The organism is Pseudomonas sp. GW823-FHT02C05, assembly GCF_058797595.1.
The window spans coordinates 77,645-101,268 of record NZ_JBXAJU010000002.1; the positions used below are offsets into that span (position 1 = coordinate 77,645).

Sequence of the window (23,624 nt, forward strand, 5' to 3'; positions counted from 1 at the left end):
GGATGATTGTCCTGCTCACCGTTGGTTGTCGTCCTTGGTTTTCGTGAACCCGCCATGTTGCCGATACCAGGCCACGGTGTCAGAAATAGTCTGCTCCAGCGCTCGAAAATTCACGCCAAGCTCTTGTTCGCTCTTGCGGTGGTTAAAGCTGGTCCGGTTCTCTTCGCGTATCAACAGGCGCACCGTCGCCATGCTCAGCAAAATCGGCTTGCCGGTCAGGCGCGCGTACACCTCCTGCACCGCCGCCAACAGGTACAGCGCGGGCACTGGCAGTTGCCGGGCAGGGGTTTTGACGCCCGCTATTCGCCCCAGGAGCGGCACCAACTGGCGCATGTTCAAGCTCTGACCGGCGGCGAGGTAGCGCTCGCCACGGCGGCCATTTTTCGCGGCAGAGATCTGAGCCCAGGCCACATCACGGGCATCGACCACGGAGAAGGTGCCAGGAATCAGCCCGGGCAGCTTGCCGTTGACCACATCCTTGACCAATTGCCCCGAGGAGGTCGGCCCCCTGTCGCCCGGGCCCCACATCCAGCCGGGCAGCACCATGCAGGCATGCATCTGCGGGTGGGTGTCGAGGAAGCTCAAGACCTCGCGGTCGGCGAGGATCTTGCTGCGGTAGTAGTCATCCGCATCGGCTTCGGCGCGCAGGCAGCTCTCATCGATGGAGGTGCCGGGGGCGCCGTCGAGCACGGCAATCGAAGAGGTGTGGACAAAGCGGCGTATGCCCGCGCGGTAGGCGTGGTGCAGCAGGTCTCGCGTACCGGTGACATTGATCTTTTCCAGGGCTGCCCAATGGCTGCCGCCCTTGTAGTTATCGCGAAAGAACGCCGCGGTATGAAACACCGTATCGCAGCCTTGCAGCGAAGGTGCGAAGGTGTCGATATCGGCCATGTCGCCCACGACCAGTTCCACACTGGGCAGATCGTTGAACTGCTCTTCACCTTTGGCTCTTGAGCGGACCAGGGCTTTGACGGTGTAGCCACGGGCGACCAGCTCGCGCACCAGGTTGTTACCCAGCAGGCCGGTTGCGCCCGTCACGAATGCGTTACCCATGGCTCAACTCTCCTGCTGTTCGGCTGAGGGCATCAACGCCGCGCTGTCGAAGAACACTTCTTCGCGGCAGGCCAAGCCGTCTCTGAAGGTGAAGTGCGCGCTGTAGTGCACGGCAATCGGGCGGCCATGAGGCGGGATCAGCCGGCCCGCCAGCACCAGAGGGGCGGTGAAGGTACCGGTCAGTAGGGCGGTCAGCGCCAGTCGGTCTTCAGTGACGATAAAGGGCGTCATGGTCACGTGGGCATCAGGGAACGCCTCGAACAGGGCGGTCTCCCGTTTGCGCATGGATTCACGGCCGCTTTGCATGCCCATGCCGTCGAGGTAGATGAAGTCTTCGCACACCAGCGCGAGCATCGACTCCAGGTCACGGTGGTTGAAGGCACGAGCGGCGCGTTCTGCGTAGTCGTGGGGGCCCGTCGTCATACAGTGCATTCCAGTGGTTTCGAAGGCCTGTAGATATACCGGCGAGACCGTGCTTGAAAAACAGCGACTACTGCATAATGGCTTTGCATTAATGCAAACCAGGGGGGATGGGAGGTATGGCGTTGCAGGCAAATTGGGACGATCTTCGGCTGCTGCTGGCCGTCTCGCGGCGTGGCAGTTTTCTTCAGGCGGGCCAGCTGTTGGGTATCGCGGCGTCTACTGTGTCCCGTCGCCTGACCCAACTGGAAGTGGCCTTGGGTGAGCCGCTGGTTGAACGAGGCGTTGAAGGCTGTTGGCTGACCGCACGGGGCCAGTCCCTGGTGGAAGTGGCACTGGCGGCGGAAGCCGGCTTGCGGCGCCAAGCGGCGACGGATCTGTCCGGGGTGCAGACGGAGCTCTGTGGCAGTGTCCTGGTGAGTGCCGGAGAGGGGTTTTCTCCTTGTGTGCTGGAGGCCGCGAGTCGTTTTACGGCCCTGCATCCGCGTTGTTCCGTGGAGTTGCTGGTCACCGCCGACTTTCACAAGATCGTCCGCGGCGTGGCCGATATTGCAGTACGCACCGCGCACCTGGGCGAACCTTCTCTGATCTATCGGCCCTTAGGCAGGCTCGCCTATGGCGTCTTCGCCCAGGCGGGCTACCTGAAGCGGTTTCCGCAGGTGAGCCTGGCTACGGCGGCCAACATTGCCTTGCTTCCTCCACTGGATATGTTGCCGCAAATGCGTGCTGCCAAGGCGGCGGGCCTGGACCGAGGGCAAATCTGCGTGGACTCGTTCGCCGTGCAACTGGAATCGGTGAGGCGAGGCCTGGGCGTAGCGGTACTGCCGCGCATTCTGGCGAAGGACCTGACCGAGGTGTTCCCGGATCTTGAACTTCCAGATATGGAGGTCTATCTGGTTACCCGGCCCCAGGCGTTGAAGCAGGCGCACATCAGAGGTTTCTTTGAGATCTTGGAGCAGGTCATGCTCGACGTTCTGAAGGTTGAAAGCGTCGACGATTGAACCCCGGGCGCATTTTTCAACGGAATCGGCCGATAGCTGGCGCTCACTAACTACCGTTTTTGCTCAGAAATAGACGATCTATTCGTATCCGCCTCGGCCAGCAAAGGCCGTTGATCGGTACACCTCACTGTCAGGCAGAAAGCTCAATTGCAATAATGGACGCAAGTCGCAACCAGATGGTTTTACTCAACTTAATACAGGGATTGGCATGGGTATCTTAGATCGGTTGTTTGGTGGACGCTTTACCATGCCTGCACCCGAGGAAACCAACCTCAGTGCTTCAGCGATCATGAAAGAGTTGCGACCTGTGCGAGGCGATCCTGACCAGAAAAAAGCGCTCGAGGCCTTGGCTCAAGCGCTCGTAGCTGTCGTCCCGGATAAAGAGGGCGCCAGGCTTGTCAGGCGCGTGATGCGTAGATACGCAATGGGGGATGACCCATCCAGTGCGCTCACGGAGGGGTTTCTGAATGAAGCAAGGGGGCAAAAACTTGAAAGCCTCGTTCTCCTTAGCCTGGATGGGAAGAGTCATGACGTTTTTGAATATCAAGCTCCCTATTTGGTCAGAGCCAGTGGTTTGAAAGAGCCGTTCTCTTATGTGCGGGAACACGGGGCATCGATTCCAGAGGTTCTCCACAACTTTGACCAGTGGCTGGCTCGGTTCGGTAAACGTTATCTTCACCTGGACTCCGGAGGTGAAAATTACGACGGTTTCATTGTTGAAACTGAACGGTTGGAAAAGATTATTGAGTTGGCTGGACGAGCTGGAGTCAACGTCAGCCTCGAGAGCTTCTAACGATCGAAAAAGGTTGAAGCAATCGCGATCCTTAAATCAGTGTCGTCCACGTCCATTCTGGATCGATTGCTGTTGTTCACTTACGGCAGCTTTCGGCCAGTCATCAACATCATTTCGGGGCGAAAGGTGCTTGCTCCGCCAGTGCGGGGAGTTCTTCCTGAGAGACAGGGAGGCAACTCACGAAATTTCCCGAGGCAGGCGCTAATGATCCGTGCCAAGGGGATTATTACTTTGCCACAGCCGACATCAGCAACTTGCGAATTTCCCCGGTAATTGCACTTTTGGTGCCTTGTTCCAAGATTCCCACCCGGCGTACCGCCAGATCCCCCGGCAACGGCAGCACCCGCAGGCTTGGGTCTTTGTGCCAGTCGAAATTTTTCAGCAGCGGCACAATCGCCACCCCGACTTGCTGGCGTACCAGGTCGGCGATTCCGATGATCGAGTTCAGCTCCAAGATCTCCAGCGGTTCGACCGATTCACTCTTGATGATCGACTGCACCTTGCGGCCCACTGCTGTGGACCTGTCGTAGCGAATAAACGGTTGGGTTCTCAGCAACTCCACTGCATCGTTGATGCCGGCGGTCTGTGTGGCATTGGCGAGCATGACGATCGGTTCGTTATAGAGCAGGGTCCAACTCAAGCCATTGAAGTTTTGCCGCGCCGTCTCGATCAGCAGCGCGGCGTCGAGTTTGGCGGCCTGTACCAGGTTGACCACTTCGTCGGAACGGGCGGTCATCAGGTTGACCGATATCCTGGGGTGCAGCTTTTTCAGTTGTACCAGGCAATTGGCGAGCAGGCCCATGCCCGAGGTAATGCCGCCGATCGACACTTCGCCCTCCATGGCTTCGCCGTCGGGGGCTTCAGCGATCATTTGTTCGTAGTCCGCCAGCAGACGCTTGGCCTTGGGCAGCAATAACACACCATCGCGGCTCAGTTTGATCTGCCGCTGACTGCGGTCGAACAGCGGGCGGCGCATTTCCTCTTCGAGTGCGCGCATTTGTTGGCCGACGGCGGCGTTGGTCAGTGCTACTCGGTCGGCAGCGGCGGCAAAGCTGCCGTACTCGGCGACGGCGATAAACGTCTTGAAAAAGCGAATGTTGCTCATGGGTCATCTCGCGCCCGTGGGTAGGGCTTGATCGTAAAGGTTTTGTTTGTTCTGGCTAAAGTTTAATTAGTTTTTCTTTTTATAGCGCCCGACCAATACTCAAGCCCGAACTGACTCGGCGAACTTTCCACATGAGCAATCCAGATACCAACCCCATCGACGCGGCCCTGCGTGCCGCCAAAAACGTGTATCACCTCGGCGCTACCACGGTGTACTCGCACCATCAGGACAGCCGTTTTGCCTACACCCTCTATGTGCCTGAAACCATCGAGGATAGCTCCCGGCCAGTGGACCTGGTGGTATCGCTGCATGGCTCGACCCGTGCGATGGAGATTTATCGCAATGGCTTCGCGGAGTTTGGCCGCTGGAACGATTGTGTGATTTTGTCGCCACTGTTCCCGGTCGGCGTGCTGGGTGACAGCAATGGCGATGGCTACAAGCAACTGGTCGAGGGCGATATCCGTTACGACCAGGTGTTACTGGACATGATTGCCAGCGTCGGCGAACGCTATGGACGCCGCTTCGATAGCTTTGCGCTGTTCGGCTATTCCGGCGGTGGACAATTCACCCACCGGTTCTGCTACCTGCACCCCGAGAAACTCTGGGCGGCGTCCATCGGTGCGCCGGGCTCTGTGACCCTGCTGGATTCCGAGCAGGATTGGTGGGTCGGCGTGCGGGACTTCGCGACGCGCTTTGGCAAACCGTTGGACCTGCAAGCCTTGCAGCAACTACCGGTGCACATGGTGGTCGGCGATTCGGACCTCGAAACCTGGGAAATCACCCACCGTGAAGGGAGCAAACACTACATGCCCGGTGCCAACGCTGCCGGACGCACGCGCCCGGAGCGCCTGGCCAGCTTGAAGGCGAGCTTCGAAGCCGTCGGGGTGCAGGTGCATTTCGACCTGTTGCCCAACGTTGCGCACCAGGGCGTCAAGGCTATGCCGGCAGCCCAGGACTTCTTCGCCAAGGTGTTGCGTCGCAAGCGCAACCTCGGCTGATACACCGCTGGTAGATGTACTCAGAACAGGCCGTATAACAATAACCAAGGTTTCACTCATTCTGATGCCGGTTCTGCCCTGGCCCTCGCCACTGACCGGAAAATTACTTCAAGGAGTCTTTCTCCCGTGAATAGCTACGTAAAGACGGCACTGGCCGTCGCGATGTCGGCGTGCACTTTTTCCATGGCCGTTGCGCAAGACAAGGTCATCAGCGTGGGCCTCAATGGTGATATCCGCAGCACCGATCCGGGCGTCAACCGTGACGACAATACCGATGCGGTGATGATGCATATCGTCGAAGGGCTGGTGGCGTATCGCGAAGACACCAGCATTGCGCCGATGCTGGCCAGTGCCGTCGCTGTCTCGCCAGATGGCCTGCGCTACACCTTCAGCCTGCGAGACGGCGTGCATTTCCAGAATGGCCAGCTGTTGACGGCCAAGGATGTGCAATGGACCTGGCAGCGCTACCTGGACCCCAAGACCCAATGGCGTTGCCTGGCGGAGTTCGACGGGCGTGGCGCAGCCAGGATTGTCGATGTCGCCACCCCTGATCCGAAAACCGTGGTGTTCACGCTGGACCAGGCCAACGGCTTGTTCCTCGCCGCGATGGCTCGCCCGGATTGTGCCGGCAGCGGCATCCTGCACCCCGATTCCCTGGCCGCCGATGGCAGTTGGCGTGCACCGATTGGCACCGGGCCGTTCACCCTGGGCAAATGGCAGAAGGGCCAGTACGTCGAACTGGATCGCTTCAAGGAATACACACCGCGTGCCGAGGCCGAGGCGGACGGGTCCACCGGCAACAAGCAGGCGTTTGTCGACAAGGTGCGTTTCGAGGTGATCCCCGATTCGGCTTCGGCCAAGGCCGCTCTGCTCTCGGGGGGCATCGACCTGCTGCCGGACGTGACGGCGATGGACGCCGCACAACTCAAGCAGGTCAAGAATCTGCAGATCCAGGTCAGCCCGATCATGACCATCAGCGGCCTGCTGTTCCAGACCCGTGATCCGTTGCTCAAGGACGTGCGCATTCGTCGCGCGGTGGCGCTGTCCCTGGATTACGCACAGATGGTGGCGGCCTTGTCCGATGGCTTGTCGGTGGTCAACAACTCGGTCATCCCCACCGCCAGCCCGTACTACGACGACACCGCGCACCAGGGCTACACCTACAACATCGACGAGGCCCGACGCCTGTTGAAAGAGGCCGGTTACGGCGGCGAAAAAATCCGCATGCTGGTCAACAAGCGCTACCCGCAGATGTTCGACATGGGTTTGCTTAGCCAGGCCATGACTCAGGCGGCGGGGCTGAACATCGAGATGGAAACCCTGGAGTGGGGTACGCAACTGGAGCGCTACCAGACCGGCAGCTACCAGATGATGTCGTTCTCCTACTCGGGGCGTTTCGATGCGGCGCAGAGCTACGAATCAGTGATTGGCGACAAGCAGAAGGAGCCGCGCAAGGTCTGGGACAACCCCGAAGCCTTGGCGATATTGCGCGAGGCCCAGCGTGAGGTTGACCCGGCCAAGCGCCAGCCGCTGTTCGACAAGCTGCACACCTTGATGCTCAAGGATGTACCAATGGTGGTCATCTACAACGGCACCGCCATCGGCGCCATGGGCAAGCGCGTTGAAGGTTATCGCTCCTGGCCCGTTGCCAAGCCGCGCCTCTGGGGCGTGAAGCTGGCCGACACTTCCAAGTAAGGCGTACCGCTATGTTTCGATTCATATTGCACAGGCTCGGCATGGCGGTGCCGACCCTGCTGTTGATCTCGGTGATTGTGTTTGCCTTGATTCGCCTGATCCCCGGCGACCCGGCGCTGCTGATGCTGGGCGACATGGCCGATGCGCAAAGCCTCGCCGACATGCGCGCCAGCCTGGGGTTGGACCACTCGGTGGTGACCCAGTACCTGATCTGGATCAAGTCGGTGCTCAGTGGCGATCTTGGGATGTCCATCAGCAGCCGCCAGCCGGTATTGGCGTTGCTGATCGAGCGATTCAGCGTCAGCGCCACAGTGGTGCTTGTCGCGGTGTTACTGGCGACCCTGCTCGCGGTGCCGGTGGGTTTGCTCGCGGCCTGGAAGCAAAACAGTGCGCTGGACTTGGGCCTGGTGGCTACGGCGACATTGTTGCTGTCGGTGCCGAGTTTCTGGCTGGGTTTGTTGTTGCTTTATGTGTTTGGTATTCAGCTCGGCTGGTTGCCGGTGATCGGTTACGTGGGCTTTGCCAGCGACCCGATGAAAGCCGTGACCTATGTGGTGCTGCCGATCATCACCCTGACCCTGGTGGAGTTCGGCGCGATTGCGCGGATGGCGCGGGCCAGCACAATCGAAGTGCTGCGCCTGGAGTACATCGCCCATGCGCGGGCCAAGGGGTTGTCGGAGGGGGCCGTGCTGTGGAAACACGCTCTGCGCAATGCCTTTGCGCCCACCTGGACCTTGATTGGCCTGATTCTCGGCAATTTGCTCGGCGGCATTGCGGTACTGGAAACCGTGTTCACCCTGCCCGGTATTGGTCGCTTGATGGTCGATTCGATCTTCTCCCGTGACTACCCGGTGCTCCAGGGGTGCCTGCTGCTGGTCACCTGCATCTATGTGTTGGTCAACCTGTTGGTGGATCTGTTGTATCCGCTGTTCGATCCAAGGGTGAAGCTATGAACCTCAAGACTCCCGCCTTGCCGACAGGGCTGGATACCCAGCCTCGACGTGCCTGGCGTTACCCGCCGTTGAATGCGTTGATCGGCGGCGGCCTGCTCGTGGTACTGGTGTTGCTGGCGTTGCTCGGCGTGGTGTGGACGCCTTATGACCCGCTCAAGCTGGACCTGTTGTCGCGCCTGCATGCACCCGATGCTGTGCACTGGCTGGGCACTGATGAATTCGGCCGGGACGTGTTCAGTCGCTTGATGATTGGTGCACGCACCAGCCTGTGGATCAGCCTGCTCTCGGTGAGCGTGGCGGTTATCTGCGGCACGGTCATCGGTATGCTTGCCGGTTACCTGCGCGGCTGGACCGACCAGGTGCTGATGATGCTCAACGATGCGCTGCTGGCGTTCCCGGGTATTCTCATGGCCCTGGGCATCATGGCAATCATTGGTGCCAGCCAGTACGGCATCGTGCTCGCCCTGGGCATTGCCTACACCCCGTCAGTGGTGCGTGTGGTACGAGGCAGTGTGTTGTCGTTGCGTGAGCTGGAGTTCATCGAGGCGTCTCGGGTAATCGGCAACTCCGAGCTGTACACCATGTTCCGCCATATCACCCCCAACTGCCTGGCGCCGCTGTGTGTGCTGGGTACCAGCATGTTCGGCTGGGCGTTGCTCTCGGAGAGTGCGCTGAGCTTCCTTGGCCTGGGCGTTCCGCCGCCGGCCGCGACCTGGGGCAGCATGCTCTCGGCGAGCCGCACCTACATCTCTACAGCGCCGTGGCTGGGGATCTTCCCGGGCATCTTTATCAGCCTGACGTTGCTGGCTATCAATCTGTTTGGCGATGCCTTGCGTGATCGTCTCGACCCGCGCATGAGGAAATGAGCATGAGCGTTCCAGTGCCATTACTGGCTGTTGAAAATCTACAGATTCGCGTCGGTGCGGACGGCCCTCTGGCCGTCGATGATTTCAGCTTCACCATGGCCCCTGGCGAGATCGTCGCGCTGGTAGGCGAATCGGGCAGCGGCAAGACCATGGCCGCACGCGCAGCCATTGGCTTGCTGCCGGCACCGATGCAGGTCTGTGGTGGGCGCATCCTGTTCCAGGGAGAACCGCTGGACAGCGGCAATGCCAAGGCGATGCGTGAAGTGCGCGGTGCGCGGATCGGCATGGTGTTCCAGGAACCAATGGTTTCGCTCAACCCCGCGCTGACGATTGGCCGGCAGATGAGCGAAGCGCTCAAACTGCATACCACGCTGGATGCGGCGACGATCCGCGAACGCTGCAGCGCCATGCTGCAACGCATCGGTATCAAGGATGCCGAGAAATGCCTGGGGTCCTACCCGCACCAGTTCTCCGGCGGCATGCGCCAACGCATCATGCTGGCCTCGGTGATGTTGCTGCGTCCGGCGCTGCTGATCGCTGACGAGCCAACCACGGCGCTCGATTGCCTGGCGCAACTGGACGTGATCGAGTTGATGCTGGAGCTGACGCGCGAGCAAGGCACTGCGATTTTGTTCATCAGCCACGACCTGTCCCTGGTGGCGCGTTATGCCCACAAGGTGGTGGTGATGCGTACGGGCAAGGCGGTGGAGCAGGGCCGCATCGAAGACATCCTGTTCGCGCCGAAGGCCGACTACACCCGGCAGCTACTTGAAGCGCTGCCACGGCGCGGCGAGCTGGTGCCGTTGCCGGCCGCAGGTCACGCGCTGTTGCAGGTCCGGGATGTGTGCATCGAACACCCGGGACCGCGCAGTTTCTGGGGCCGCAGCGTGCCCAAGCGCGTGGTGCATTCGGTGAACCTGAGCATCGCGCCGGGCGAGACCTTGGCCTTGGTCGGTGGCAGTGGTTCGGGCAAAACCACCCTCGGGCGGGCAGTGGTCGGTTTGGTCACGCCCTGCGCCGGGTCCATCCTGTTCCAGGGCGTGGATATCCTCAAGGCCGCCAACCGTGCACATCGCCTGCAATGCCAGATGATTTTCCAGGACCCGTACTCTTCCCTCGATCCCCGCATGACCGTCGGCCAGATCATTGCCGAGCCGCTGCGCCATGAGCCGGAGCTGACGGCTACGCAAAAACGCCAACGGGTCACCGAGACACTGACTGACGTCGGCTTGCCCGAGCAGTTTCGTGAGCGCTTTGCCCATCAACTCTCCGGTGGCCAGCGCCAGCGCGTAGCGATTGGCCGGGCGCTGGTCAGACGGCCCAAGCTGGTGATTGCCGACGAGCCGATTTCGGCGCTGGACATGACCATTCAAAAGCAGATTCTCGAGTTGTTCGAGCGCTTGCAACGCCAGTACGGGTTCGCCTGCCTGTTCATCTCCCACGACCTGTCAGCAGTGGAACGCATCGCTCATCGCGTGGCAGTGATGAACCAGGGCGAAGTGGTCGAGATGGGGCCGCGCGATACCCTTTTCGACACCCCGCAACATCCCTATACCCGCCGGCTGCTCGCAGCGGCCAGCCCCTTGGAGAAATGTGCGGATGGCAGCTACCGCCTCCGCGCCAGTGTGATTTAGGTACTGCGGCACCCCAGGCCACGTGTTGACCCCCAAACCTTCGTCAATCGGTGATTGGCGAAGCGGGCGAAGCCATGGCCGAAGAAAACAAAAACAACCCCACTCAACCTGTCTGCCAGGAACCCACGCATGAATAACCGCATCAACAAAGTCGTCACCAGTGCCAGCGCCATGGGCGTCGGTTTCATGCCCTTGTTTGCCCAGGCCGACTTTGTCGCCGACAGCAAGGCCTCGCTTGAATTGAAGAACTATTACTTCAACCGCGACTACCGTGAGTCCAGCGGGCAGAACAAGCGCGCCGAGTGGGCGCAGGGGTTTATTCTCGACCTCAAGTCGGGCTTTACCGACGGCACGCTGGGTTTTGGCCTGGACGCGGTCGGCATGCTGGGCGTGAAGCTCGACTCGAGCCCGGATAATTCCGGCACCGGCCTGCTGGCGCGCTCAAGTTCGGCCGAGCCTGGCTCGCCCAGCTATGCACGCCGTGCCCATGACAATTACTCCAAACTCGGCATCACCGGTAAGGCGCGCATGGCCCAAAGCGAGCTGCGAGTGGGCTACATGGTGCCGGACCTGCCTACCCTGCAACCCAACCTCAGCCGTCTGTTCCCGCAGAGCTTCAGTGGCACAGCGTTCACCTCCAAGGACATCGACAATCTGACCCTGACCGTGGGCCAACTGGACCAGGTCAAGCAACGCGACTCGACCCACTACGAGGACATGGGCCTTACCAGCCAATACGGCGCCTACAAAAGCAGCGCCAAAAGTGATGAATTCCGCTACGCCGGCGGCGAGTACAAGCTCACGCCTACCACGGTCGTGACCTATCAGTACGCGCAACTGGAAAGCCTCTACCAACAGCACTACCTGGGTTTGAAAAATAGCTTCAAGTGGGGCCCCGGCACGATCAAGACCGACATTCGTTACTTTAATGCCAGTGAAGACGCCGCGGCCCTGGCCGGCAAGGTGGATAACCGCGCGTTGAGTACGCGCATCGGCTACAGCCTCTATGGCCACAACCTCAGCGGCGGTTACCAGAAACAGTACGGCTCGACGCCGTTCACCTACGTGGACGGCACCAACACCTACCTGTTTACCGAGTACCAACTGGCTAACTTTTCCCAGACCGGCGAGCGCGTGTGGCATGCCCGCTATGACTATGACTTCGCCTCGCTGGGCCTGCCGGGCCTGCTGTTCTCGACGCGTTACGCCAAGGGCGACAACGCCAAGGTCATCGGCTTCAAGGGCGAAGGGCGCGAGTGGGAGCGCGATTTCACCCTTGGCTACGTGGTGCAAAGCGGCACGTTCAAGGATGTGTCGCTGCGTTGGCAGAACGCCAGCGCCACCAGCAACTTCACCCGTGACACGAACGAAAACCGAGTGATCCTGGGTTACACCGTGGCGCTCTGGTAGCAGTAACGGCGTGCAACAGGGTCAGCCTGTTGCACGCCAAGGCAGTGAAAATGAGGGGATAGATCAGATGACGAGTTTGCCGTTGCGACGGGCACTGCCCAGCCAACAACGCGTATCGGCGCGTGGCGTGAGTGATTTCATTGGGGCGGTGAACGCTGCAGGCCTGGAGCTGCACAGTTTCATGCTGTACCGCGACGGTGCGGTGGTGGCCGAAGCGTTTTGGGCGCCTTATCGCGCCGAGCGCTTGCATGTTCAGCATTCGGTCACCAAAAGCTGGGTATCCATGGCCATCGGGCTGTTGGTGGATGACGGCGTGCTGACGCTGGATGCCAAGGTGGTGGATTTTTTTGCCGCAGATTGCCCGTCATCCATCAGCGCCAATCTGGCAGCCATGACCGTGGGCGATTTGCTGACCATGCGCACCGGCCATCGCCAGGGCATTTCCGGCGGCGCCTGGCGTGGGCGCGGTGAGAGCTGGGTCAAGCTGTTCCTCAGTGAACCGGTTGAAGACCCACCAGGGCAGCAGTTTATCTACAGCAGTGCCTCGAGTTTCATGCTCTCGGCGATTGTCAGCGTGGTCAGTGGCCAGACGGCCTTTGAGTTGTGCAATACACGTATTTTCCAACCCATGGCCATGGGGACCATCGAATGGGACCTTGCACCTGACGGCTTCAACACTGGCGGCAATGGCCTGAGTTGCAGCACCGAGGACTTGCTCAAGTTCGGTGTGCTGCATTTGCAGCAAGGCAACTGGGAAGGACAGCAGTTGCTGTCCCGGGAGTGGGTGGCCGAAGCCACCCGTGGGCATGTCGATGATGTTTGGATGGGGGCCTTCGACGGCAAGCGCTACCAGGGCCGCGACTCGAGCGATGCAGGTATCACGCGCCGTGAAGGCTACGGCTACCAGTGGTGGATGACCCTGCACGGTGGCTACTACGCCTCCGGGGTATTCGGCCAGCAATGCATCGTCTTGCCACGCCATAACGCGGTGATTGCGTTTACCGCCGGGCTACCCTTGGGCGAGCGACGCTTGCACAGCCTGCTTTGGGAACATCTTTTGCCCGCGCTGGATGGGCCCGTCGACGGCACGGCGGACGCCGAGTTGGCGGCGCTGTTGGCAAGCCAGCGGTTGCCGCCCCTGCCAGGGGCGTCTACCTCGCCGCGTCACGCCGAGTTCAACGGCACGTTTGTGATGGAGGCCAACGACGATCAAGTCAGCGAAATACGCTTGGAGCTTGGCGCTGACCATTGCGACTTCTACCTCACCGACCCCCGTGGCACACACTGCATTCGCGCCGGGCTGGCCGACGGCATCGAAAGCCGGACCAGCATGACCGGCCATTATCTGCATCACCAATACCAGCCGGAACTCACTCCGGTGGTGGCACAGGCGCGCTGGACCGGCGACGGGGTATTAAGCATGACCTGGCAGTTTGTCGAGATGGCGTTTTGTGACCGTGTCAGCTGCCGTATTGAACGCGGCATGTTGTACGTGGACCGCAGCGTCAACGTTAACGCAGGCCCGTTGCAGCGCCCGACGCTGACGGGCCACCGAAGAACAGTTTTGCAGGAGTCGCTATGAACGATATTTCCAACCCGACAGGTTCCGAGTGTGGCGCGTTCTGGGCGCCGTTTACCCCGATGCGCCAGTTTCAGCAGCAACCGATGATGTTCGCCAGTGCTGACGGCATGTACTACACCACCACCGATGGGCGTCGTGTACTCGATGCAATGGCGGGCCTCTGGTGCGTCAATGCCGGGCATGGCCAGCCGAAAATCGTCGAGGCCATTCGCGAGGCGGCGGGGCGCCTGGACTTTGTCTCGTCATTCAAGATGAGTCATCCCCATGCCCTGGAGATGGCCGAGCGCCTGATCGACATCAGCCCGGTCGGTATGGAACAGGTGTTTTTTACCAACTCAGGTTCCGAGGCCGTCGACACCGCGTTGAAGATTGCCCGGGCGTATCACCAGGCCCGCGGTGATAGCCGCCGTACCAAGTTTATCGGGCGTGCCAAGGGCTATCACGGCATGGGGTTCGGTGGGCTGTCGGTGTCGGGTATCGGCCGGCAGAAGCGTGACTTCGGTCCGCTGTTGGGCGAGGTGTCACACCTGCCGCTGCCTTACGATGCGGGTATGCGTTTCAGCGCCGGGCAACCGCAGCAGGGGGCACCGTACGCCGAAGCGCTGACACAATTGCTGGACATTCAGGATCCGAGCACTGTGGCGGCGGTGATCGTGGAGCCGGTGACAGGCTCCGGCGGGGTGTACCCGCCGCCCCATGGTTACCTGCAACGCTTGCGCGAGATCTGTACCCGGCACGGTGTGCTGCTGATTTTCGATGAAGTGATCACAGGATTTGGCCGCGTGGGCGAAAGCTTCGCCGCCCAGGCGTTCGGTGTAACGCCAGACCTGATCACCACCGCCAAAGGCCTGACCAACGGCGCCGTGCCCATGGGCGGCGTTCTGGTCAGCGGTGCGGTCTACGAAGCGTTCATGGCCGGGCCGGCGAACGTCATCGAACTGATGCACGGCTATACCTATTCGGCACATCCCTTGGCGTGTGCGGCCGGGTTGGCGACCATCGAGGTGCATCGCGAACTGAACATCAATCAACACGTCAAGGTGGTCAGCGGGCCCTGGCAGTCGGCCGCGCTGGCACTGCGGGGTGTGGGGCCGGTGTTGGACGTACGCACCATCGGTTTGCTGTGTGCCGTCGAGCTCGAACCGCGCCCTGGCGCTGCCGGCGCGCGTGGCAGTGAAGTGGCGCAGTGGTGCTTTGAGCACGGGGTACTGGTGCGTGGTTCGGGCGATACCATCGTGATTTCACCGCCGTTGCTGATCAGCCAGCAGGAGATCGCCCAGGTGTTCGACACCTTGGCGCAAGCCTTGAGCCAGGTGGCCTGAAGGGAGTCGAGGGTATGTCCGATTTGTTTGAGTTCTACATTGACGGCGCCTGGGTCAAACCCCACGGTGAAACTGTCGAGACAGTGGTCAATCCGTCCACCGAGCAGGAAATCGCGCGCATCATTCTGGGCGACATTCATGATGTCGACCGTGCGCTCGGCGCGGCCCGGCGAGCTTTCCCGGCGTTCTCTGCGAGTTCGCTCGAGGCACGTGTCGACTTGTTGCAGCGCATCATCGAAGCCTACAAACGCCACAGCGAGGCGTTGATCGAGGCGGTTCATCTGGAGATGGGGGCGCCACTGTCCCTGGCCCGAAGCGCTCATGTCCCGGCCGGCCTGGGCCATCTGACGCAGGCGCTGCAAGTGCTGCGCGAGTACCGCTTCGAACGGCGCCTGGGCCAGACGCTGGTGGTGCGTGAGCCTATCGGCGTGTGCGCGCTGATCACCCCGTGGAACTGGCCACTCAATCAACTCACCTGCAAGCTCGCACCTGCCCTGGCGGTGGGCTGCACCGTCGTACTCAAGCCCAGTGAGTGTGCGCCGTTGTCGGCGCATATCGTCGCGCAGATCCTGCATGAGGCCGGGGTGCCGAAGGGGGTGTTCAACCTGGTCAACGGTAATGGGCCGGTTGTTGGGGCTGCGCTGGCCAGCCATGCCGAAGTGGATATGGTGTCGTTTACCGGCTCGACCCGTGCCGGCATCGCAGTGGCGAAGGCGGCAGCCGATACAGTGAAGCGTGTGTCCCAGGAACTGGGCGGTAAATCCGCGAATATCCTGCTCGACGACGCCTGCCTGCCCAGCGCGGTGCGCCACGGGGTGCAGGCCTGCATCCGCAACAGTGGCCAGTCGTGCAATGCGCCGACACGCCTGCTAGTACCGCGCGAGCAGCAACTGGCGGTGATTGATATCGTCCGGGAAGTGCTGGCGCAGGTGTGCTTTGACGACAGTAACCCGACCTGCGCCATCGGTCCCGTGGCCAATGCCCTGCAATTCGAACGGGTTCAGACGATGATCGCCCGGGCAATCGCCGAGGGTTCGCGCTTGATCGCCGGAGGGCTTGGGCGGCCACAAGGGATTGAGCGCGGCTACTACGTGCAACCTACGGTATTTGCCGACGTCACCCCGGACATGCTCATAGCGCGCAAAGAGATCTTCGGTCCGGTCCTGGCGATCATGCCGTATGACAGCGAAGCCGAGGCGATAGCTATCGCCAACGACAGCCCTTATGGCTTGTCAGGTTACGTCACCTCGACCAGCCTCGAACGCAGCCGCGGGGTTGCGCGGCAATTGCGTACTGGCATGGTCCACCTCAATGGCGCCCGGGCTGATCAGGCTGCGCCGTTTGGCGGCTATAAGCAGTCGGGTAATGGGCGTGAGTGGGGGGAGTTGGGGTTTGAAGAGTACCTGGAGAGCAAGTCGCTGTTTGGGTATTAACGGCTTCAGAGGCGCGCCACGGGGCGACAGATAAATCAATGTCCCCTTTGCGCGCTGGTTGGTGTTCACAGGTGAACAAGGCGGCAAAGCCGTAGGTTTTGTTCTCGGCCTGGAATCCGCCAATTGGTCATGGCGTCTTTCTTCAGCTCGAACCAGGCCTTAGCCACGTTTTCGACCCTGTGTGTTCACTCTCAGCAAGTTTGACGTGCCTAACCTCATCTCGCCGGGGCTTGGAATCAACTCCCAAAGCGAGCACCTCACGCGCCTCTGCGGCTTTCTTCCGAGCGTTGGCTGGCGAGCGTTCGAGGTTGGATCGAGCGCCATGTTGATACGACGTCGATCAACGGCTCGCGGTGATTGAAATTCCACATCATCAAGCCGCTGGCGCGTACTCGAAGCTGCAAGCCATTGCTGTCGCTGAGGCCGACGTCTTTACCTGTTGCCTTGACGACCTTGAGCTGGCGATCGGAGAGGCGGGTTGCGCTTTTCAGGCACAAAAAAAGACGTCCGTGGACGTCTTTGATTGATTATTTGGTGGAGCCGGGGGGATTTGAACCCCCGTCCGCCAGTACTCCGCTGTCGGTACTACATGCTTAGCCGTGTCTATTGAGTTAACCCTCAGCGACCCGACGGGCAGGGTGCTTTGGGCGAGTTGTGTAAGTTTTAGCCGCTTCGTCCACAACGTACTGCACGGCGATTCTGTTCTATATGACAATCATTTTGGGTTTACAGACATCCCCTGATGATTGCTGGACCCGAAGGTACCAGGGGGGAAGGGCTAAGGCTGCTTACGCAGCGAGAGCGTAATCCCCGTAGGTTTCGTCATTGGCAACTATAGGAAGTTGCAACAGTGGATTTACGAGTTCTGTTACCAACTCGGCATGCACCTAAAGTTTCGCAACCGGCGTCGAATCCTAAACGGCCCCGAACCTGTTGTGCATAACCAACAGGTGGACAGATTCTACGCTAACCGAGGCCAGAAGGCCAACCCGAAGGTTGGCCCAATGCATCGGCCTACTGATCGCCCTTGGTGTTGTTCTGCAATTTCTGGATCGCTTGGGTGGTCAGGGAGATGCAGTTCTTGGTGCCTTGCTCGGTGCCCTTGGCCTGTTCGGCGGTGGCTTGCTGCACCGTGGCGTCAATGTCGCTGCTCAGGTCCGAGCTCATGGCTTCGGTGCTGACCTTGGCATCGCGGATCTTTTGCAGGTTGATCTGGCACAGGTCCTCTTGCCCGGCGGCAAACACCGGTGAGGCCAGAATCGCGGCGGTAATGAACAGTCCAGCCATTGCGGAACGCTTCATGGTTATCTCCTTGATCGCGGGGGGCTCGGTGTTGCCGGTCAACAGGACAGGCGGCCGAGTGGGGCCAAGCCCTTTGGGGGCGGGCCTAGAAAATGGACCCTGGCCGGGTGCTGGGGTTCGGTTTTTTTTTGCGATGAAACGTAGCAGTTGTTATCGCATTTAAGCAGGCACAAAAAAGGGGCGAAATCGCCCCTTGTTGTTCCGCCCCTGAGGTCAGGCCGTCTTGGCCCGGGTCACCCGATCCACCAGGTAGACCAGCCCGTGATAGTCGATCCCGCCATGCTGGCTGAGGCCGATTTCACAGGTGCGGCTGGTGGAGATGCCTTCGCTGCAATACTGCACCGCGTCCTTGAGGCTGCGCAGGGAGTGGGCGTTGAGTTCCGGGGTGGTGAAACCCTTGTCGCCGGCGAAACCACAGCAATGGATGCCTTCGGGGATCACCACGTTGTTGCTGCAACGCCGGGCCAGGTCGATCAAGGCCTGGCTCTCGCCCAGGTGCTGGGTGCTGCAGGTGACGTGCACCGCGATCGGCGCTTCCTGCGGCGTGAACTCCAGGCGTTCCAGCAGGTGGGTGCGGATGAAGCGCACCGGGTCGTAGAGGTCCAGGCGCACGTCCCCCAGGTCCTGCACCAGGCGCAGGGTGCAAGGGCTGGTGTCGCAGTAGATCGGGTCGAGGCCGCCCCGGCTGGCGTGGAGCAGGGCGCCGATCAGTTCCTGGCGCTTGTCCTCGGCCTGGGTGGCGTAGCCCTTGGACGCGAACGGCTGGCCGCAGCACAGGTTGTCCAGGTTGTCCGGCAGCACTACTTGATAACCGGCCTTTTCCAGCAGACCGCGGGTTTTCTCGTAGAGCGAGCTTTGCTCCTTGTCGCCCGCCGCTGGCCCCATGACCCGGGACACACAGGCTGCCAGGTACACCACCCGCGGACGCGCGTCGCTGACGCTCGGGCTGAAGCGAATGGCCTTTTCCGGCTGTGGCATGGCGCTGCTCCACTGCGGCACCTGGCCTTTGGACAGGCGTGTCAGGCTCGCCGACAGCTTGCTCAGGCGCGGCGCGCCCAAGAGCATGCGCGCACCGTTGGCCACGTGCAGGGTGAAGCGGGCGCCCTGCAAGGTGGTGGCGAAGTGTGAGCCGAGCCAGTCGGCGGTGCCGTTATGGGTGGCGTGTTCACTGCGCAGTTTCTTCACCAGCTCGCCGGTGTTGATGCCCACTGGGCAGCGCTGGGCGCACAGCCCGGTGGCGGCGCAGGTGTCGATGCCCTGGTACTGATAGGCCGCTTCCAGTTCCGTGGTGTCGATGCCGGCCCGTTTGCGTGCCTGGATATCACGCCAGATGACGATGCGCTGGCGCGGGCTCAGGGTCAGCCCCTTGGACGGGCACACCGGCTCGCAGAAGCCGCACTCGATGCACTTATCCACAATCTCGTCGGCCGCCGGCAGTGGCTTGAGGTGCTTGAGGTGGATCTGCGGGTCTTCGCTGAGCACCACGTCCGGGTTGAGGATGTTGTTGGGGTCCAGCAGGCGCTTGAGTTGCCACATCAGCTGGTAGGCATCGCTGCCCCATTCCAGCTCGACGAAGGGTGCCATGTTGCGCCCGGTGCCGTGCTCGGCCTTCAGCGAACCGCCGAATTCCACCGCCACCAGTTGCGCCACGTCGTCCATGAACGCCTGGTAGCGGTTCACTTCCTCGCTGCTGTTGAAGCCCTGAGTGAAGACGAAGTGCAGGTTGCCCTCCAGGGCGTGGCCGAACAGGATCGCTTCGTCGTAGTGGTGCTTGTCGAACAGCTCGATCAGGCGGTTGACACCGATGGCCAGCTGTTCCACGGGGAAGGTCACGTCTTCGATGATCACCGTGGTGCCGGTCTTGCGCACCGCGCCCACCGCCGGGAAGGTGTCCTTGCGAATCGCCCAGAGCTTGGCGTTTTCCTGCGGGTCTTCAGTGAAGTCCACCTGTTTTTCCACCGGGAAGGTGGCCAGGGAATTCATGATCTGCGCCAGTTGCTCGTGCAGCAGTGATGAGGACGCGGCGCGGGATTCGATCAGCAGCGCGCAAGCGTTGGCCGAGAGTTGCTGGACGAAGGCCGGCATGCCGGGCTTGTCCTGCACCGAGCGCAGGCTGCGGCGGTCCAGCAGTTCCACCGCCGACACCGGCTGGCTCTTGAGCACGGTCACCGCGTTGCAGCAGGTTTCCACATCGGGAAAGACGATCAGCGCCGACGCCTTGTTCGGGTGGTCGATCACCGTGTCGTAGGTCACCGCGCTGATAAAGCCCAGGGTGCCCTCGGAGCCCACCAGCAGGTGGCTGAGGATGTCCAGCGGCTCGTCGAAATCCACCAGGGCATTGAGGGACAGGCCGGTGGTGTTTTTCAGCCGGTATTTGTGCCGGATCTTCGCGGCCAGTTCACTGTTGGCACGGGTGCTGCGGCCCAGTTCGGCCAGGCGCTCCAGCAACGGACCATGGCTGGCGCGGAAGGCGGCGATGCTGGCCTCATCCTCGGTATCCAGACGCGTGCCATCGGCCAGTACCAGGCGGATGCCGGCCAGGGTGTGGTAGGTGTTCTGCGCGGTGCCGCAGCACATGCCGCTGGCGTTGTTGGCGACGATGCCACCGATCTTGCAGGCGTTGATCGAGGCCGGATCGGGGCCGATCTTGCGCCCGAAAGGTGCCAGCCAGGCATTGGCCTGGGCGCCGATCACACCAGGCTGCAGACGAATCTGCGTACCCTGATGGCGAATCTCCTTGCCGTTCCAGTTATCCCCAAGAACGATCAGCACCGAGTCGCTGATGGCTTGCCCGGAAAGGCTGGTGCCCGCCGCGCGGAAGGTCACCGGCACCCGGTCGCGCTGGGCCAGCTGGAGCAGGGCCACCACTTCGTCTTCGGATTCGACGCGGATCACCAGTTTGGGGATCAGTCGGTAGAAGCTGGCGTCGGTGCCGAAGGCCAAGGTCGAGAGCGGGTCGTCGAAGCGCCGCTCCTGGGGGATCAGTTGCTGTGCATCACGCAGAAAAGCGGCCGGTAGGCTCATTGGTCCTCCAGGATCAGCACCACCAGGTCTTTCGGGCCGTGGGCGCCGTAGGCCAGGACTTGCTCGATATCAGCGGTCTTCGATGGGCCGGACACCAGCAGCGCGTTGGTCGGCATGCCGGCGGCCCAGTTCATCTGTTGCTGCACCTGATAGAAGTTGTCGCGGATCTCGCTGGCCTTGAGCAGGGCGAAATGCACCGGCGGCACCAGGCTCATCAGCCGCGGCTCTTCTCGGGTCGGCCAGAGGATCAGGCTGCCGGTGGCGGCGATGGCGCCCAGGGTGGTAGTGAGGCTGGCCGGGGTGTCGTTGAACAGCTCGGCTTTCCATTCTTCCACCGGGCGGTCGTAGGCCTTGAGCGCCGGCAGTTGCGGCTGCTCGGCCCAGTACTGGGTGACCCGCTGGCCGTGGGGCGTGCTCGGGGCGATCAGCAGGCTGGGCAACTGGCGTTCCTGCAGCAGGCGGGCCAGCAGCTCCGGCCAGTCGGCGGCGGTGCTCAGGTGGATTTCGGTGTGCACCGCTTCCATCTGTTTGCGCAGTTGCGGGATGCGTTGTTCCGCGCTGTAGGTGTAAGGCTCGGTGACCAGCGCCTCGTCGAAGTTATCCACAATCGGCGTGGTGCCGGTCAGGCTGTTGCGCAGCTTGGCGAGGATGTTGTGTTTCGCGCTCATCAGCGGTCTCCCTGCTTGTCCAGGTGCTCACGGGCCAGATCATGCAGCGACCGGGCAGCGGGTTTTGGCGCACTGTGGTTCTGCGTCCAAGGGCCGACCTTGCTCGGGGTGAGGGCGCGCAGGCGGGTGGCGGCCAGGGTGAACAGGCGATACAGGGTCGGCGAGCTATTGAGGCGGGCCCAGGCGTTCCAGATGAAACGTTCCTTGCGCGAGTACTTGCTGCCCTGGCCGCGCATCACTTGATGTGGGCTGTCCGGGGCCTTGACGTTTTCTTCCCGCAGTCGGCGCAGCAGCGCCGGGATCGGGATCTTCACCGGGCAGACCTCGCCACAGGCGCCGCACAGTGACGAGGCGCTGGGGTGATCCGGCACCTTGGCCAGACCGACCATGTGCGGGGTGATGATCTTGCCGATCGGCCCCGGGTAGACCTCGCCATAAGTGTGGCCGCCGACCCGGGTGTAGACCGGGCAGTGGTTCATGCAGGCGCCGCAGCGGATGCAGTTCAGGGTCTGGCGCAGTTCGCTGTCGGCAAACGCCTGGCTGCGGCCGTTGTCCAGCAGCACCAAGTGCACTTCCTGGGGGCCGTCCAGCTCATGCTCTTTGCGCGGGCCGGAGATCATGTTGACGTAGGTAGTGATGGGCTGGCCCAGGGCCGAGCGGGTCAGCAGCGACAGCAGGGGAACCACGTCCCGCAGGTTCTCGACGACTTTCTCGATCCCGGTGACGGCGATGTGCACTGGCGGCACGGTGGTGGACATGCGGCCGTTGCCTTCGTTTTCCACCAGCAGCAGGGTGCCGGTCTCGGCCACGGCGAAGTTGACGCCGGAGACGCCGATATCCGCTTCGAAGAATTTCTGCCGCAAGACCTTGCGACCGATCTGAATGAGTTGGTCAACGTCCTTGGTGTACTCCACGCCGAGTTTGTCGTGGAACAAGGACGCGACCTGACCGGCATTCTTGTGGATCGCCGGCATAATGATGTGTGAAGGCTTCTCGTGGTCGAGCTGGACGATGAACTCGCCCATGTCCGACTCAAGGCATTCAATGCCTTGTTCAGCGAGGACATGGTTCATTTCCATCTCTTCGCTGACCATCGATTTGCCCTTGATCACTTGCCGCGCCTCGTGAGCGCGGATGATCGAGAGGACGATGCCATTGGCTTCGTCCACCGTTTCCGCCCAGTGCACTGTCACACCGTTGCGGGTCAGGTTCTGTTCCAGCCGCTCGAGCAGGTCGGGCAGCTTGGATAACGCCCGGGCGCGAATCGCATTGCCCAGGGCGCGCAGGTGTTCTCTTTCGTGGGCATCGCTGAACGAAGCCGCACGCTTGGCCATGAGTGAATCCATGGCACTGCGAAAGTTGTTTCGCAGTTGTTGGTCACCTAGGGCCTGGTGGGCCCGGGTGCGAAAATCGTCCGCCACGTTGGTGGTCGGAATCAGCTCTGGGGTGCTCATTGCGCACCTCCAGTACGTTGCCAGAGGAAGCTCGCCAGGTGCTGGCCGCGCAATGCCTCTTGTTGTTTCTCCAGCGCGCCGTTGATGTTCATCAGGCAGCCGCAGTCGGCACTCAGTACCTGGTGGGCGCCGGATTCCTTCAGCGCCCGGGTCTTGTCCGCGACCATGGCGCCGGAGATGTCCGGCATTCGGACGCTGAAAGTCCCGCCAAAGCCACAGCATTCGCTTTCGTGGCTGTGTTCTACCCGTTCCACGTTGCTCAGCTGTGACAGCAACTCACGGCCGTGCAGGTGGGTGTTCATTTCCCGGCGTGCCGAGCAGGAGGTGTGCAGCGCCACCTTGACCGGTGCGCCGCTGTCCTTGAGCTGCACCTTGCACACGTGCAGGAGGAACTCGGCCAGTTCAAAGGTGCGGGCAGCCAGGGCCTGCACCTGTTTCAGCGTTTCGGGCTCGTCCTTGAACAAGTCCGCGTAATGCTCGCGCAACATGCCTGCGCAGGAACCCGACGGCACCACCACCGGATAGTCGCCGGCAAACAGCGCCAGTTGCGAGCGGGCCACGGTGCGCGCCTGCTCGGTGTAACCCGAGGTGTAGGCCGGTTGTCCGCAGCAGCTTTGCCCTTGCGGGTAATCCACGCGAATGCCTTCGCGCTCCAGCAGGTGAATCGCGTCCATCCCGGCTTCGGGATAGAACAGGTCGACCACGCAGGTGCCGAACAGGTAGACCCGCGCCGGCTTCGCACTAGGGTACTGCCGGGGTTCGGCCAGCGGCGGTGCGACACGGGTCGCATTGGGCACGGCGTTGTAGAAAAGCTCGCTCATCAGGCGTGTCTCCGGGTGGTCCCGGTTATTCGTCCGTTGCGGCGGCTGAAAGATAAACCAGCAAGCTTTCAGCAGCCTTGCAGACCGGGT

19 protein-coding genes, 1 other RNA gene and 1 pseudogene are annotated in these 23,624 nt (G+C 61.5%); 11 read left to right on the top strand and 10 right to left on the bottom strand.

Features of this window, described 5'->3' with window-relative positions:
- Positions 1-15 precede the first annotated feature (15 nt).
- Both AC1RGE_RS11320 and AC1RGE_RS11325 read right to left on the bottom strand, forming a co-directional pair.
- Positions 16-1,053 (bottom strand): SDR family oxidoreductase, encoded by a 1,038-nt coding sequence (locus AC1RGE_RS11320; protein ID WP_492584296.1) that lies wholly within the window; start codon positions 1,051-1,053, stop codon positions 16-18.
- Between the two features lie 3 nt (positions 1,054-1,056).
- Positions 1,057-1,476: an ester cyclase gene (locus tag AC1RGE_RS11325; RefSeq protein ID WP_041751943.1), complete on the bottom strand. Its 420-nt coding sequence runs from the start codon at positions 1,474-1,476 to the stop codon at positions 1,057-1,059.
- A 116-nt stretch (positions 1,477-1,592) separates the two neighbouring features.
- Between AC1RGE_RS11325 and AC1RGE_RS11330 the strand changes: the two genes are divergently transcribed.
- Together AC1RGE_RS11330 and AC1RGE_RS11335 are read left to right on the top strand one after the other, a co-directional pair.
- On the top strand, positions 1,593-2,474 hold the full coding sequence (locus AC1RGE_RS11330; RefSeq protein WP_492584298.1) for a LysR family transcriptional regulator: 882 nt from the start codon (positions 1,593-1,595) through the stop codon (positions 2,472-2,474).
- Between the two features lie 208 nt (positions 2,475-2,682).
- Entirely contained in the window at positions 2,683-3,267 is a 585-nt protein-coding gene (locus tag AC1RGE_RS11335) for a DUF6630 family protein (protein ID WP_492584300.1), read from the top strand.
- Between the two features lie 226 nt (positions 3,268-3,493).
- On the opposite strand, the gene AC1RGE_RS11340 is transcribed toward AC1RGE_RS11335, so the two are convergent.
- Complete coding sequence (locus AC1RGE_RS11340) at positions 3,494-4,372, bottom strand: LysR family transcriptional regulator (protein ID WP_041115897.1); 879 nt, start codon at positions 4,370-4,372, stop codon at positions 3,494-3,496.
- A gap of 131 nt (positions 4,373-4,503) precedes the next feature.
- On the opposite strand from AC1RGE_RS11340, the gene AC1RGE_RS11345 reads away from it, so the two are divergent.
- The 9 genes from AC1RGE_RS11345 to AC1RGE_RS11385 all read left to right on the top strand — a co-directional run bounded on the left by AC1RGE_RS11345 (position 4,504) and on the right by AC1RGE_RS11385 (position 16,265).
- Positions 4,504-5,370: an alpha/beta hydrolase gene (locus AC1RGE_RS11345; protein ID WP_492584302.1), complete on the top strand. Its 867-nt coding sequence runs from the start codon at positions 4,504-4,506 to the stop codon at positions 5,368-5,370.
- 126 nt (positions 5,371-5,496) lie between these two features.
- Positions 5,497-7,065, top strand: coding sequence for an ABC transporter substrate-binding protein (locus tag AC1RGE_RS11350; RefSeq protein ID WP_492584304.1), 1,569 nt, complete (start codon positions 5,497-5,499; stop codon positions 7,063-7,065).
- Between the two features lie 11 nt (positions 7,066-7,076).
- Positions 7,077-8,018, top strand: a complete 942-nt coding sequence (locus AC1RGE_RS11355) for an ABC transporter permease (protein WP_492584306.1) — start codon at positions 7,077-7,079, stop codon at positions 8,016-8,018.
- Positions 8,015-8,884 (top strand): ABC transporter permease, encoded by an 870-nt coding sequence (locus tag AC1RGE_RS11360; RefSeq protein ID WP_492584308.1) that lies wholly within the window; start codon positions 8,015-8,017, stop codon positions 8,882-8,884. The genes AC1RGE_RS11355 and AC1RGE_RS11360 overlap by 4 nt, the downstream gene beginning before the upstream one ends.
- Before the next feature lie 2 nt (positions 8,885-8,886).
- On the top strand, positions 8,887-10,518 hold the full coding sequence (locus AC1RGE_RS11365; RefSeq protein ID WP_492584310.1) for an ABC transporter ATP-binding protein: 1,632 nt from the start codon (positions 8,887-8,889) through the stop codon (positions 10,516-10,518).
- Positions 10,519-10,647: 129 nt separating this feature from the next.
- The gene (locus tag AC1RGE_RS11370; protein WP_492584312.1) at positions 10,648-11,928 is read left to right on the top strand and encodes an OprD family porin; all 1,281 of its coding nucleotides are present in this window, start codon (positions 10,648-10,650) and stop codon (positions 11,926-11,928) included.
- A 67-nt stretch (positions 11,929-11,995) separates the two neighbouring features.
- Positions 11,996-13,510 carry a serine hydrolase domain-containing protein gene (locus AC1RGE_RS11375; RefSeq protein WP_492584616.1) on the top strand — a complete coding sequence of 505 codons (1,515 nt, stop codon included), beginning with the start codon at positions 11,996-11,998 and terminating at the stop codon, positions 13,508-13,510.
- Positions 13,507-14,832, top strand: coding sequence for an omega-aminotransferase AptA (gene aptA, locus AC1RGE_RS11380; protein ID WP_492584314.1), 1,326 nt, complete (start codon positions 13,507-13,509; stop codon positions 14,830-14,832). Before AC1RGE_RS11375 ends, aptA begins: the two co-directional genes overlap by 4 nt.
- Before the next feature lie 14 nt (positions 14,833-14,846).
- Positions 14,847-16,265, top strand: coding sequence for an aldehyde dehydrogenase family protein (locus AC1RGE_RS11385; protein WP_492584316.1), 1,419 nt, complete (start codon positions 14,847-14,849; stop codon positions 16,263-16,265).
- A gap of 125 nt (positions 16,266-16,390) precedes the next feature.
- Here the strand turns inward: AC1RGE_RS11385 and AC1RGE_RS11390 are convergent.
- From AC1RGE_RS11390 to AC1RGE_RS11420, 7 genes and pseudogenes are all read right to left on the bottom strand, one after another.
- Positions 16,391-16,762 (bottom strand): annotated as a pseudogene (locus AC1RGE_RS11390) (integrase arm-type DNA-binding domain-containing protein); the annotation flags it as partial.
- Between the two features lie 35 nt (positions 16,763-16,797).
- Positions 16,798-17,191: a transfer-messenger RNA gene (gene ssrA / locus AC1RGE_RS11395) on the bottom strand.
- 88 nt (positions 17,192-17,279) lie between these two features.
- Positions 17,280-17,567 carry a PA2433 domain-containing protein gene (locus AC1RGE_RS11400; protein ID WP_492584318.1) on the bottom strand — a complete coding sequence of 96 codons (288 nt, stop codon included), beginning with the start codon at positions 17,565-17,567 and terminating at the stop codon, positions 17,280-17,282.
- 213 nt (positions 17,568-17,780) lie between these two features.
- Positions 17,781-20,591 (bottom strand): FAD-binding and (Fe-S)-binding domain-containing protein, encoded by a 2,811-nt coding sequence (locus tag AC1RGE_RS11405; RefSeq protein ID WP_492584320.1) that lies wholly within the window; start codon positions 20,589-20,591, stop codon positions 17,781-17,783.
- Positions 20,588-21,259 carry a LutC/YkgG family protein gene (locus AC1RGE_RS11410; protein WP_492584322.1) on the bottom strand — a complete coding sequence of 224 codons (672 nt, stop codon included), beginning with the start codon at positions 21,257-21,259 and terminating at the stop codon, positions 20,588-20,590. Before AC1RGE_RS11410 ends, AC1RGE_RS11405 begins: the two co-directional genes overlap by 4 nt.
- Complete coding sequence (locus AC1RGE_RS11415) at positions 21,259-22,713, bottom strand: LutB/LldF family L-lactate oxidation iron-sulfur protein (RefSeq protein ID WP_011059176.1); 1,455 nt, start codon at positions 22,711-22,713, stop codon at positions 21,259-21,261. The genes AC1RGE_RS11410 and AC1RGE_RS11415 overlap by 1 nt, the downstream gene beginning before the upstream one ends.
- Positions 22,710-23,534 (bottom strand): (Fe-S)-binding protein, encoded by an 825-nt coding sequence (locus AC1RGE_RS11420; RefSeq protein ID WP_093404858.1) that lies wholly within the window; start codon positions 23,532-23,534, stop codon positions 22,710-22,712. Before AC1RGE_RS11420 ends, AC1RGE_RS11415 begins: the two co-directional genes overlap by 4 nt.
- Positions 23,535-23,624: the final 90 nt, after the last annotated feature.